The organism is Mycobacterium sp. HM-7, assembly GCF_053852335.1.
Window position 1 is genome coordinate 5,398,736 of record NZ_CM132657.1, and the last position, 12,630, is coordinate 5,411,365.

12 protein-coding genes are annotated in these 12,630 nt (G+C 68.1%); 7 read left to right on the top strand and 5 right to left on the bottom strand.

Annotated features, from left to right (window positions below; all coding sequences use genetic code 11):
• Positions 1 to 2: 2 nt before the first annotated feature.
• Entirely contained in the window at positions 3 to 1,007 is a 1,005-nt protein-coding gene (locus tag ACWW1C_RS26110; RefSeq protein WP_455980963.1) for a bile acid:sodium symporter family protein, read from the bottom strand.
• Between the two features lie 71 nt (positions 1,008 to 1,078).
• On the opposite strand from ACWW1C_RS26110, the gene ACWW1C_RS26115 reads away from it, so the two are divergent.
• Complete coding sequence (locus ACWW1C_RS26115) at positions 1,079 to 1,933, top strand: LysR family transcriptional regulator (RefSeq protein ID WP_455980964.1); 855 nt, start codon at positions 1,079 to 1,081, stop codon at positions 1,931 to 1,933.
• A 75-nt stretch (positions 1,934 to 2,008) separates the two neighbouring features.
• On the opposite strand, the gene ACWW1C_RS26120 is transcribed toward ACWW1C_RS26115, so the two are convergent.
• Positions 2,009 to 3,073, bottom strand: coding sequence for a hypothetical protein (locus tag ACWW1C_RS26120; protein WP_455980965.1), 1,065 nt, complete (start codon positions 3,071 to 3,073; stop codon positions 2,009 to 2,011).
• 401 nt (positions 3,074 to 3,474) lie between these two features.
• Between ACWW1C_RS26120 and ACWW1C_RS26125 the strand changes: the two genes are divergently transcribed.
• On the top strand, positions 3,475 to 4,344 hold the full coding sequence (locus tag ACWW1C_RS26125) for a helix-turn-helix transcriptional regulator (protein WP_455980966.1): 870 nt from the start codon (positions 3,475 to 3,477) through the stop codon (positions 4,342 to 4,344).
• On the opposite strand, the gene ACWW1C_RS26130 is transcribed toward ACWW1C_RS26125, so the two are convergent.
• Positions 4,341 to 6,461, bottom strand: a complete 2,121-nt coding sequence (locus tag ACWW1C_RS26130) for an acyl-CoA dehydrogenase (RefSeq protein ID WP_455980967.1) — start codon at positions 6,459 to 6,461, stop codon at positions 4,341 to 4,343. The genes ACWW1C_RS26125 and ACWW1C_RS26130 overlap by 4 nt on opposite strands.
• Before the next feature lie 255 nt (positions 6,462 to 6,716).
• On the opposite strand from ACWW1C_RS26130, the gene kstR reads away from it, so the two are divergent.
• Both kstR and otsB read left to right on the top strand, forming a co-directional pair.
• A complete protein-coding gene (gene kstR / locus ACWW1C_RS26135; protein ID WP_346416108.1) occupies positions 6,717 to 7,322 on the top strand; it encodes a cholesterol catabolism transcriptional regulator KstR in 606 nt (201 codons plus the stop codon).
• A gap of 3 nt (positions 7,323 to 7,325) precedes the next feature.
• Complete coding sequence (gene otsB, locus ACWW1C_RS26140; RefSeq protein ID WP_455980968.1) at positions 7,326 to 8,069, top strand: trehalose-phosphatase; 744 nt, start codon at positions 7,326 to 7,328, stop codon at positions 8,067 to 8,069.
• Here the strand turns inward: otsB and ACWW1C_RS26145 are convergent.
• Positions 8,066 to 9,166, bottom strand: a complete 1,101-nt coding sequence (locus tag ACWW1C_RS26145; RefSeq protein WP_455980969.1) for a LacI family DNA-binding transcriptional regulator — start codon at positions 9,164 to 9,166, stop codon at positions 8,066 to 8,068. The two genes, otsB and ACWW1C_RS26145, sit on opposite strands and share 4 nt — an antisense overlap.
• 97 nt (positions 9,167 to 9,263) lie before the next feature.
• Here ACWW1C_RS26145 and ACWW1C_RS26150 point away from each other — a divergent pair, with 97 nt between their 5' ends.
• Genes ACWW1C_RS26150 through ACWW1C_RS26160 form a run of 3 tightly spaced genes read left to right on the top strand, consistent with a single transcriptional unit; the run spans position 9,264 to position 11,829 of the window.
• Positions 9,264 to 10,184, top strand: coding sequence for a metal ABC transporter solute-binding protein, Zn/Mn family (locus ACWW1C_RS26150; protein ID WP_455980970.1), 921 nt, complete (start codon positions 9,264 to 9,266; stop codon positions 10,182 to 10,184).
• 9 nt (positions 10,185 to 10,193) lie between these two features.
• Positions 10,194 to 11,006 (top strand): metal ABC transporter ATP-binding protein, encoded by an 813-nt coding sequence (locus ACWW1C_RS26155; RefSeq protein WP_455980971.1) that lies wholly within the window; start codon positions 10,194 to 10,196, stop codon positions 11,004 to 11,006.
• On the top strand, positions 10,999 to 11,829 hold the full coding sequence (locus ACWW1C_RS26160; protein WP_455980972.1) for a metal ABC transporter permease: 831 nt from the start codon (positions 10,999 to 11,001) through the stop codon (positions 11,827 to 11,829). Before ACWW1C_RS26155 ends, ACWW1C_RS26160 begins: the two co-directional genes overlap by 8 nt.
• Here ACWW1C_RS26160 and ACWW1C_RS26165 read toward each other — a convergent pair.
• Positions 11,816 to 12,619 carry a sulfurtransferase gene (locus ACWW1C_RS26165; RefSeq protein ID WP_455980973.1) on the bottom strand — a complete coding sequence of 268 codons (804 nt, stop codon included), beginning with the start codon at positions 12,617 to 12,619 and terminating at the stop codon, positions 11,816 to 11,818. The two genes, ACWW1C_RS26160 and ACWW1C_RS26165, sit on opposite strands and share 14 nt — an antisense overlap.
• Positions 12,620 to 12,630: the final 11 nt, after the last annotated feature.

Consider the following 12,630-nt stretch of genomic DNA (forward strand, 5'->3'; position numbering starts at 1 on the left):
GTTCAGCTCTGCGCGACCGCGAGCGCTTCCCGCTCCGTCTCGGCGTCGGCCTGGCGCCCCCAACGTGCGGCCAGGGTCGCGCAGGTGATCAGCTGAATCTGGTGAAAGATCATCAGCGGCAACACGATCAGGCCCACCGGATGTCCGGCGAACAGCACCGTCGCCATCGGCAACCCGGTTGCAAGACTCTTCTTCGATCCGCAGAAGACGATCACGATACGGTCGGCGCGATCGAACTTCAGTAGCCGCGCCACTCCTGCCGTGATGCCGAGCACCACCGCGAGCAGCACCACGCTGACACCGATCACCGCGAGCACGTTGGTGATCTTCATACCTGTCCAGATGTGTTCGGCCATACCGGCGCTGAACGCCGCGTACACGACGAGGTAGACCGAACCGCGGTCGACGACCTTGGTGAGCGTGGTGTGCGACAGCACCCGGTGCAACTTGGACCGCAACAGCTGGCCGGCGAGGAACGGCAGCAACAACTGCACGACGATCTCCAGGATCGAGTTCGCCGACACGGTGGCGGCGCCCGTGGTCGTCATGAGCAGGGTCACCAACAGCGGGGTGAGGAAGATGCCCAACAGGTTCGACGCCGACGCACTCACGACGGCTGCGGCGACATTGCCGCGCGCGATCGAGGTGAAGGCGATGGACGACTGCACTGTCGAGGGCAGCAGGCACAGATACAACATGCCGGTGTAGAGATCGTCGGTCAGGACCGTCGGCACCAACACCTTCATGGCCAGCCCGAGCAGCGGGAACAGCACGAAGGTCGCGGCCAGCACCGTGGTGTGCAGCCGCCAGTGCCTCAGCCCTTCGAGGGCCTCGCGCGGCTCCAGCCGGGTGCCGTAAAGCAGGAACAGCACGGCGATCGCGACCTTGGTCGCCGTCTCGACTGCCTGACCTGCGTCACCACGGGCCGGCAGCAGCACACCGATGGCCATCGCCGCGAACAGCCCGAGCAGGAAGCCGTCGATGCGGAGCTTGGCGAGCAGGTTCACGGGAAGAACGTACTGCTTCGCCAACTCATAGCACCAGGCGATAGATCCGATATCTCTAACCGGATATCGTGATGAATGTGTTCGACCCCGAACTGCTGCGCACCTTCCTCGCCGTCGACCGCGCCGGCGGATTCACCGCGGCCGGTCGCCTGCTGGGGCTCCGTCAGTCCACGGTGAGCGGGCACGTCGCCCGCTTGGAGCAGGCCGTCGGCCGCGAGCTCTTCCGGCGCGATACCCGCAACCTGGCACTCACCGCCGACGGCGCCGCGATGGTGAGCTTCGCGCACGACATCCTGGACGCACAGGCCAAAGCCGACCGCTATTTCTCCGAATCCCAACCCACAGGCCTGATCCGGCTCGGCGCCTCCGACGATCTGGTCGGCCGGATGCTCTCCGACGTGCTGGTCGAGTTCCGCCAGTCCTACCCCGGCGTCGACCTGGAACTGGTCGTGGGCCTGAGCGAGAACCTCAAAACCCGAATGGCCGCAGGCGAATTGGACCTCATGGTGGCCAAACGGCTGCCCGGCGAGCAACACGGCGAACTGTTGTGGCGCGATCGCCTCGTATGGGCCGGCCGCCCCGGGCTGACCGACATCACCGACCCGGTGCCGATCGTGACGTACCCACCGCCGAGCCTGACCCGGCACATCGCCCTACGCGAACTGGAACGAGAGCGCCGCAGCTGGCGCATCGCGTGCGTCAGCGACAGCCTGCTCGGCCTGCAAGCCGCGGCGCTCGCCGGGCTCGGCATCATCGCGCATTCCGAATCGGTTCTGCCACAAGGCCTGCAACCGATCATGGACAGTCGGCTGCCGAGCCTGGGACACCTGGAATTCGTTCTGCTGCACCGGCGGAGCACGCCATCCGAAGCCGAGGTGGCGCTGCACGACGCCATCGTTGCCGGCGCACACCGCATGCGGCGCTGAGGAACTCAGCCGAGATCGACGAAATAGTCGCTGGCCGTGCGGCTTTCGCAACCAATTCGCCGATCTCGCCCCCCATCAACCAGCGTCGGCTGACTGATGCGTCGACGACGCCACCTTCCCCTGCTTACCGGTCTTCGTGACCTTCGGAGTCTTCGGCGTCTTCTGTGCCTTTTCGGCCCTCTTTACCGGCTTGTCCGCCTTGCCTGCCGAATCGGAGTCCGACGACGTTGCGCCCGCCGGCTTGGCACCGGATTGGGTCTTGGCTGGTTCGGCTGACACCGGCTCCCCAGCGGGGGTGGACGTGTCGACCTTCGTCGGCTCCGCGACCTTCACCGGCTGCGATTCCGGTGCTTCGGTCACAACCGCAGGCTTCGGATCCTCCTTGTTCACAGACGCTTTCGACTTCGCCAGGCTCCCCGACACCTTGTCGGCATCGCCGGCCTTGACCGCTGCGGTGGCCGCCGGCTTGATGGCCGGTGCCAGAGCCTTTGTCGCCGTGCCAGTTACGGCCGTCGCCACCGCCGCGCCGTCCGTGGTCGCTGCCACCGGAGCGGTCGGAGCCTGTGGCTTGATGGCGCCGGCAATCATCTTTAGGGCTGTGATGACACTTGCGGCAAAGCCGTAGCTGCCGAAGATACCGCCAGTACCTTTGCTCGCCCCATAGCCGTTCAGCACGGCGTTGACCATGGTCGCCGGAAAGTTGATCACCGCGCTGACGGCAGTTGCGGCGTCACCGGCCTTCACCGCATCAAGGAATTGCTGGCCGGTGTTCGAAAACGCCTGCTCGGCTGAACCAGCAACCCCCAACGCGCCAAACGCCAACTGGGTAGCGACCGAACTGAGACTGCCGATGACATTGGTGACGTTCTGGGCGATCTTCTTCGGGATGTCGAACTGCAGTAGGGGGAACATGACGCCGACGAGCGCGTAAAGCGGCAAGGCGTAGAGGCCGTCTACTCCTGCGGCAAACTGGCCCGAAGCCAATTGCTGAAGAGCGGTTTGCAGTCGCCCTGGCAGTTGGTTGACCCAGAAGGTGAGCCCCTTGCCCATCTGGTTGCCGATCGAGATGATCTGCTGCGCGTAACCGACCTGGTTCGCAATGACCTGACGCAGGATCGGGAACGGGTCGGCGGCATACATCTGCCCCAGTTTCCCGATGTCGGTGACAGTCGTCCTCAACACGTCGCCCCACGCCGCGATCGGGTTGACGAATGCGGTGAGGTCGACGGTCCGCGTCGACACCACGCTCGTCGGCGCCGGCAGATGAAGGGCGGGTGGCGCGACCGTCACCGGACTGATGGCGATGACGCCGGCGGTCGCGACCGCGATTCCCGCCGTCGAATATCGGCGCAACTCGAATGCCATACGTTCTCCTTGGACTCTGGGGGTCAGCACTTCTGGCCGCGCAGACGGTAGTGACCAAGCCGAAACGGAACATTCGAAATCTGCAACAAGTTCTAATTTCTACCCACAGGCTATTGACGCACTCGCAGGTGTTGCACAGGATGTGGTCAGGAATGCGGCTGACCAGGAGGTTGTGCATGGCGCGCAGGCCGGTCCTGAAGCCTTGGAACGACGACCGCCCCATGACACCACGCATCGTGGTCGGCGAGCGGTCCGTCGACAGTCGCGGCATGACGCTGCGGTTCGCCACCGAGCGGATCGAGAGCACCACCGACTGGTGTTGTGAGGACTCCGGCCGCCACCTGATCTACGTGCACCGCCACGGCGAGCTCCGATCGATGGAGACCAACCTGAATTGGGGTCCGACCGACCGCACGCTGCCGCGCATCGGCGATACCTGGGTGGTCCCCGCAGGCGTGCGCTGCACGTCGGTGGTCACGGGTGACACGGCCGGCTTCTGCGAGATCTCGATACCCGAGGAGGCACTGGGCGAGATAGCGCTGCTCCCCCGGCGCAAACATCATGATCCGCTGATCCTGCAGCTGGTCACCAAAATACGCAGCGTCGCCACGCGGGACGACGCGCTGGCCCGGCTACTGCTCGATTCCGCCGGCGAGACACTGCGATTGCTGATCCGCGACACCTACACGATCACCCCGCCCCCAACGGAATTCGAGCGAGACACCCTGGCGCCGTCGGCGCGCGCATCGATCATCGAGTTCCTGGAAACCAGCATGGAATCCGACATTCACCTGGAATCGCTTGCGCACCTTGCCCAGATGTCCGTGGCGACGTTCATCAAGGCCTTCCGGGCCGCGTTCCACACGACGCCGTACCAGTTCCTGCTCGACCGCCGCATCGACCGCGCGAAGACCCTACTGTCCTCGACCCGGCTGTCGATCACCGAAATCAGTGCCGCGGTTGGGTTCTCGACACCCAACCACTTCGCCACCACATTCCGGCAGCGGGTCGGCCTGACCCCGCGGGACTTCCGCCGGGGCCGCTAGCGCGGGAGGCCCAGCAGGCGCTCGCCGGCCACCGTCAGCAGAATCTGCTCGGTACCACCGGCGATCGACAGGCAGCGGGTGTTGAGGAAGTACCGGACGTCGGGCGAATCCTCGATACCGGAGCCGTCGTGGGCGTCCATGATCGTCTCGGCCAGCGTCTGGCGGTAGCGCACGCCGATGAGCTTGCGCACGCTCGACGGGGCACCGGGATCGTGCCCGCCGACGGCCATCTGCGCCGTCAGCTGATCCAGCAGCGAACCCACCTGGGCCGCAACGATAAGGGCGCCAAGGCGTTCCGCATCGGCAGCGTCCAACTCGCGGTCACCGAGCACCTCCAGCAGGTGCTCCATGCCCTTGTCCAGTGCGCCACCGGCGGCCATGGCGACGCGCTCGTTGGCCAGCGTGGTGCGGGCCAACGGCCAGCCGCCGTCGACGGGGCCGATGACGCAGTCGTCCGGCACGAACAGGTCGTCCAGGAACACCTCGTTGAACAGTGCCTCGCCGGTGATCTCGCGCAGCGGACGGATGTCGATGCCGGGCGAGCTCATGTCGACGACGAAGTAGGTGATGCCCTTGTGCTTCGGTGCGTCAGGGTTGGTGCGGGCCAGGCAGATTCCCCAGTTGGCGCGGTGCGCGTTGGAGGTCCACACCTTCTGGCCGGTCAGCTTCCAGCCACCGTCGACCTTGACGGCCTTGGTCCGCAGCGCCGCCAGGTCCGAGCCCGCGCCGGGCTCGCTGAACAGCTGGCACCAGTACACGTCGCCGGTGAGCGTGCCCGGAATGAAGCGGTCGATCTGCTCGGGGGTGCCGTGGCCGAGGATGGTCGGCGCGGCCCACCAGCCGATCGAAATGTCAGGGCGCACAACGCTTGCCGCGCTGAGTTCGTCGTCGATCACCAGCTGCTCACCCGGTGACGCCCCGCGACCGTACGGCGCGGGCCAGTGCGGCGCCATCAGGCCGGCCTCGGCCAGCGCTGCCTGATGCTTCTCGACGGGCAGCGCGGCGATCTGGGCCACCACAGCGGCGATCTCGGGGCGGATGGTCTCGGCGGCACCCGTGTCGACGTGCAGTTGGCGGCGCAGTCCCGACCGGGTCAGCGCGGCCACCCGGCGCAGCCAGCTGCCGTGGCCACCGAGGATCTGCGAGGTCGCATAGGAGCGCCGCAGGTACAGGTGCGCGTCGTGCTCCCAGGTGAAGCCGATGCCGCCCAGCACCTGAATGCAGTCGCGGCCATTGTGTTTCGCGGCGTCGATGGCGGCCGCGGCGGCGACCGCCGCGGCGATGGAGAGTTGGGAGGTGTCACCGCCTGCAGTGGCTTCCGAAGCTGCCTCGGCGACGTCGCTCGCGGCGACGGCAACCTGCTGCGAACGCAGCAGCATCTCGGCGCACATGTGCTTGACGGCCTGGAAGCTGCCGATCGGCTTGCCGAACTGCTCACGCACCTTGGCGTATTCGGCGGCCGTCTCCAGCTGCCAGCGGGCCAGACCCGCGGCCTCGGCGGCCAGCACGGTCACGGCCAGGTCGGCGACCGGCGTGTCGAGGACTGTCGCCGCCGCGCCATTCAGTTCGACGCGCGCCAGCGGCCGGGAGAAGTCGGTGGCTTCGAGCGGCGTGACGGTGACGCCGGCCGCGGCGGCGTCGACCAAGAGCCAGGTGTCTCCGGCCGGCAGGATCAGCAGGCCGTCCGGCAGTGCGCCCAGCACGAACCTGGCGGTGCCGGTGGCGGACTGCCCGTCGAAGGCGATATCGGAGCTCAGGGCCAGGCCGGCGGTGCGCTGCCCGGAGATCAGCGAGTCCAGCAGCGTGGCGTCGGTGATCACCAGCGTTGCCACGGCGGTCGTGGCAACGGGGCCGGGAACCAGCGCGGCGGCAGCTTCGTCGACCATCACGCACAGGTCGACGATGGAGCCACCGGCGCCGCCGAGGTCCTCGGACACCGCGACGCCGAAGGTCCCTAGTTCGACCAGACCGCCATAGGGGCCCCGCCAGGAGTCAGCGCCGTCCTCCTCGGCAGCCCGGACCGCGGCGATGGAACCCGACGCGACAGCCCAGCTACGGACCATTTCGCGGACCTCGGCCCGCTCCGAGTCGATAGTTGTGGAAGTGATGGACACCATGCGCTCCTAGCGTTTGGGCGAGAAGAACACGCTTCTCACTAGAACGTGTTCTAATGGTGACAGCAATCAGACGTCAAGTCGATCGCTATTACAGCAGGACACTTGGGTGTCCCGGGGCGCCTGGAGGTGGGAAATTACCGATCACTTTGCGTATCGTTTTCACCCAATGCGCTACCCGAAGGAGCTGACCGCCGAATGCCGACGCCAGCAACACCCGAGTCCGATTCCGCCGTTCGCCCGCGGGAGGTGACCAACATGGCCGTACTCACCGAATCCGAGCTTGGTTCAGAGGCTCAGCGCGAGCGCCGTAAGCGCATCCTGGACGCCACCTTGGCCATCGCCTCCAAAGGCGGCTACGAGGCAGTTCAGATGCGTGCCGTGGCAGAACGCGCCGACGTCGCGGTCGGCACCCTGTACCGCTACTTCCCGTCGAAGGTGCACCTGCTGGTGTCCGCACTGGGCCGCGAATTCGAGCGCATCGACGCCAAGACCGATCGGGCCTCACTTACGGGCGGCACGCCGTACCAGCGACTCAATGTGATGGTCAGCAAGCTGAACCGGTCGATGCAGCGCAATCCGCTGCTGACCGAGGCCATGACGCGCGCTTTCGTGTTCGCCGACGCGTCCGCGGCCGGTGAGGTTGATCACGTCGGCAAGCTGATGGACTCGATGTTCGCCCGTGCCATGAGCGACGGCGAGCCGACCGAGGACCAGTACCACATCGCCCGCGTCATCTCCGATGTGTGGCTGTCGAACCTGCTGGCCTGGCTGACCCGCCGTGCATCGGCCACCGATGTGAGCAAGCGACTCGATCTGGCGGTGCGACTGCTGATCGGCGACGGGGAACACCCTAAAGTCTGACCGGTGCTCCCGGCTGATCTGATCGCGGCGCTCGACACCGTCGCCGCGACCCCCCGACTGCTCGTCACTTCGGATTTCGACGGCACGCTGTCGCCGATCGTGAACAATCCCGGCGACGCCCGGGCCCTGCCCGCCGGTGCCGCCGCCCTGCTCGAGCTCGCGGCGCTGCCACACACCTCGGTGGCGTTGGTGTCCGGCCGCGCGCTGGGGGTCCTTCGTGAACTGTCCGGCATGCCCGAGTCGGTGCATCTGGTGGGCAGCCACGGCGCCGAGTTCGACACCGGGTTCACCCAGACCGTCGACCGTGCACTGCTGACCCAGATCGTGGATTCGCTCACCGAGATCGCAAGCCGGTACCCCGGCGTCGCGGTCGAGACAAAACCCGCCAGCGTGGCCCTGCACGTACGCAACGCCTCGGCCGGCGACGGTGAGGCGGCACTGGCCGCCGCGCGGACGGCCGGTGAGTCCTGGCCCGCCGAAACCACCGAAGGCAAGGCGGTGCTGGAGTTCGCGGTGATCACCACCAACAAGGGCTCGGCCATCGACGTGCTGCGGGAGCGCGACGACGCGACCGCCGTCGTGTACCTGGGCGACGACGTCACCGACGAAAAAGCCTTCGCGCGTCTGCGCGACGGTGACGTCGGGGTGAAGGTCGGTACCGGTCCGTCGGCCGCGCGGTACCGCGTCGACTCCCCCGAGGACGTCGCGGACGCGCTCGCGTACCTTGCCGCCCGCCGCAGCAGCTAGGCGGGCGGACCCGAAGTACGGCCGCGCACCAGCTCGGTGTCGAGCACCTCGATCACCGGGATCCCGGACCGCGGTGGATTGTTCAGCAGGTACCCTGCCCGCCGGCCCTTCTCCAGACTCGGCTGGGCCACGGTGGTCAGCCCGCGCGCGAGCGCCTCGGGGACGCCGTCGAATCCGGTCACGGTCATCTGGCCCGGCACGTAGATACCACGCGAGCGCAGGTGGTCCATGGCGGAAAGGGCCAACACGTCAGCGGTGCACATCAGCGCGGTGATACGTGGATTCGCTTGCAGCGCAACAGCGGCCGCCGCCCCACCCGAACTCGGCAGGTGCTCGAACGTCTCCACCACCGTCAGCGCATCGGGATTCAGACCGGCGCCCGCCATCGCGTCACGTACCCCGAGAATGCGCTCGCACTGCGCGTGAAAATGCTGCGAGGCGAGCCGATCCGGGTCCGCGACTGCCGACTGCGCGTCGCCGTGCGGCCAGTGCCGACCGAGCCGCATGGTCAGCAGACCGATCTCCCGATGACCAAGGCCGACAACATATTCCGCGATCTCGCGCATGGCCGCCCGGTCGTCGATGCACACCCGGGAGGCGCCCTGGACATCCTTGGGCTGGTCGACGACGACGATCGGCACGCCCCGCTGCTGCACTACCGGCAGATACGGATCGTCGTCCGAGGCCGCGTAGACCACGAACCCGTCGACCCCGGCGGACAGCACCGCCGCGGTGCCGTCCTCGACCGACCGGTTCGGCCCGGCCGCCACCAGCAGCAGGCCCTGCCCGGCCTCTTCGCACGATTCGGCAAGTCCGGCAACGAAATCCAGGGCCGCCGGGTCCCGGAATGAATAGTTGAGCGACTCGGTGATGATGAGCCCGAAGGCGCCGGCCTTGCGGGTGCGCAGGGAACGTGCCACCGGGTCGGGGCCGGGGTAACCCATCTCCTTGGCCGCCGCGAGCACCCGCTCACGCAACTCCGGCGAGAGCTGATCCGGCCGGTTGTAGGCGTTCGAGATCGTGGTCCGCGAGACCTTCAACTCGGCAGCGAGCGAGGCCAGCGTGGCCCGACGCCTCGGGTTGGGACTCCTCGGCATATTTGTGACGCTAGCGCATCCGATTCGCGCTGCACGGCAACGGTGCACTAGATTTATTGCAAACGGTTTTCATTAACACTAACCCGCAGGAGCACTCATGACCCGGACCAGGCTCATCGCACTGTCCGCCCTCACCGCGCTGGCCTCGGTCACCGGGTTGGCCGCTTGCGGGTCGCACGACGACGCCGGCCACGCCAACGGCGCCGCCAAGGTCGTCACCACCACGAACGTCTGGGGCAGCGTCGCCACCGCGGTGGCCGGCGGGCACGCCGACGTCAAGTCCCTCCTCACCAGCGACGTCGACGACCCGCACTCCTACGAAGCCACCCCGGCCGACGCCGCGGCGATCGCCGACGCCGCCCTCGTCGTCATCAACGGCGGCGGCTACGACCACTGGGCCGACGACGTGTTGAAGAACCACAAGAACGTCACCACCGTGGACGCCTACTCGCTGCTGCCGCACAACGCGCCCGGTGAGGCGAACGAGCATGTCTTCTACAACATGGCGGTGGCCAAGGCCGTCGCCGTCAAGATCGCCGACGACCTGGCCTCCTCCGATCCCGCGCACGCCGACGCCTACCGCGCCAACGCCGCGGACTTCGGCAAGAAGACCGACGCGATCGCCGCGACCGAGCACGCCATCGGACAGAAGCACCCCGGCGCCGCGGTGGTCTCCACCGAACCCGTCGCGCACTACCTGCTGGCCGCCGCGGGCGTCGTCGACAGCACGCCGCACGGTTTCGCCGCCGCCGCCGAAGAAGGCCACGACCCCGCCCCGGCCGACGTCGCCGCGGTGCTCGACCTGATCAACGGTCACAAGGTCGACGCGCTGGTGGTCAACAAGCAGACCGAGACCGCCGTCACCAAGCAGCTGCAGGACGCCGCCCGCAAGGCCGCCCTGCCCATCCTCGAGGTGACCGAGACGCTGCCCGCGGGGCAGGATTTCCTGACGTGGCAGCAGCAGACCGCCGAGGCACTGGCACACCAGTTGGATACCGCGCCTGCCCCGACGCGATAATCGACGACTGTGCCCTCAGATCCCTCACCGACCACGGCGGTCGCCGAACTGACCGGCGCGCGGTTGTCGTTCGGCGACCGCGTGCTGTGGGACCGGTTGGATCTGACGGTGCGCCGCGGCGAGTTCATCGCGGTGCTCGGCCCGAACGGCACCGGCAAGACCTCTCTGCTCAAGGTGCTGCTGCGCCAACAGCTGCTGACGGCGGGCCGGATGACCACGACCGGCACCATCGGCTACGTGCCGCAGCACCGCTCACTCGACACCGGACTGACGCTGCGCGGCCGCGATCTGGTCGGCCTCGGCTGCGATGGCCACCAGTGGGGTTTCGCCGGTCCGCGCAAGCGCGCGCAGCGTCGCGCCCTGGTGACACAGGCCCTGAACCAGGTGGACGGTGCCCGGCTGGCCGACGTCCCGGTGTCGGTGATGTCCGGCGGCGAGCTGCAGCGGGTCCGCATCGCGCAGGCCCTGGCGTCCGATCCCGCGTTGCTGCTGTGTGACGAACCGCTGCTCAACCTCGACCCGGCCAACGCCAAACTGGTGTCGGGCCTCATCGACCAGCGCCGCAAGGACGCCGGGACAGCCGTGCTGTTCGTCACCCACGAGGTCAATCCCGTGCTGCCGTACGTCGACCGCGTGCTGTACCTCGTCGACGGCCGCTTCCGGATCGGCACCGTCGAGGAGGTCATGACATCAGAGACGCTGTCCGCGCTGTACCGCGCCGACATCCAGGTCGCCCGGATCGGCGGTCAGTACGTCGTTGTCGGCCAGGACGGTGCCGGCGTGGACAACTCCGAGCACGCGAGCGGGCACTGCTGTGAATAACTTCTTCAACCCGGCACTGACCGCAGACCTGCTCGGCCGCGATTTCGTCCAGCAGGCCGTGCTCGCGGCAGCGCTGCTGGCCCTGCTCGGTGGCCTGATCGGGCCGTTCATCGTGATGCGGCAGATGTCGTTCGCCGTGCACGGCTCCAGCGAGCTCTCCCTCACCGGTGCTGCCTTCGCCCTGTTGACCGGGCTCAACGTCGGCCTCGGCGCCCTCGTCGGAAGTGCCCTGGCGGCAATCCTTTTCGGCATCCTGGGGCAGCGATCGCGCGAACGGGACTCGGCCATCGGCGTCGTGCTGGCCTTCGGCCTGGGTCTGGCCGTGCTGTTCATCCATCTCTACCCCGGCCGCACCGGCACCAGTTTCGCGTTGCTCACCGGACAGATCGTCGGCGTCGGCTACTCGGGTCTGACGCTGCTGGCGGTCGTGACGGTGCTGGTGCTCGCGATCCTGGCGGCCTGTTACCGGCCGCTGCTGTTCGCGACCGCCGACCCGGAAGTGGCTGCGGCCCGTGGGGTTCCGGTGCGGGCGCTGGGCATCGTGTTCGCCGCGCTCGTCGGCGTCGCGGCCGCGCAGGGCGTGCAGATCGTCGGGGCGCTGCTGGTGATGTCGCTGCTGATCACCCCCGCCGCCGCGGCGGGCCGGGTGTTCAGCTCCCCCGTCACCACGATGGTGGCGTCGGTGGTGTTCGCCGAGATCGCCGCGGTGGGCGGCATCGTGCTGTCCCTGGCCCCGGGTGTGCCGGTGTCGGTGTTCGTCACATCGATCTCGTTCGGCATCTACCTGCTGTGCTGGGGCGCCGGCAGGCTCAGTCGCCGGTAGCCACCAAACGCCCGGCCTCGTTGCTCCACTGCGACCACGAACCGGGAAACAGCGCCACGTCGCGACCCGCGGCCGCCAGCGCGGCCACCGCCACCGCCGCGGTGACCCCGGACCCGCAGTAGACGCCATCCACGTCCGCGCCGTCGGTGCGCAGCGTGCCGTCGGCGGCGAGCACGCTCGGCAGGTTGATCGCACCCGGGATGTGCCCGGCGACGGGATCGATGGGCTCGACGTCGCCGCGGAACCGTTCCGGCGCCCGGACGTCGCCGAGCCGCGGGCCGAGCGCGGCGGCCTCGTCGGCCGTCAGCGTCGGCATGGCACCCGCGTAGAGGTCGTCGTGGGTGACGGTCACGTCGCCCGGCTCGGGTTCGACGTCGCCGCGGTCCAGCGGGCCGCCCGAGGTGGTCCACGCGGCCAGGCCGCCGTCCAGAATGCGGACGTTCTCGATGCCCGCGGCCCGCAGCACCCACCAGGCACGCGCCGAGCCGGCGCGGTTCCAGTCGTCGTAGATGACGGTCGGGACGCCGTCCTTGACTCCCCAACGCCGGGCGGCGGTCTGCAGCGCCGTCCCTGACGGCAGCGGATGCCGGCCCCGACCGGTGACGGTGTGGTCGGACAGCTCGTCCTCCAGCGAGACGTACACCGCGTCGGGAATGTGCCCGGCCAGGTAGTCGTCGCGGCCGTCGGGCTTGGCCAGCTGCCAGCGCACGTCGAGCAGCGTCACGTCGCCGGCGGCGATCAGCTGGGCCAGTCCGAAGGCGGTGATCAGGACGTCGTCACGGGTAGCCATCCTCGAAGCCT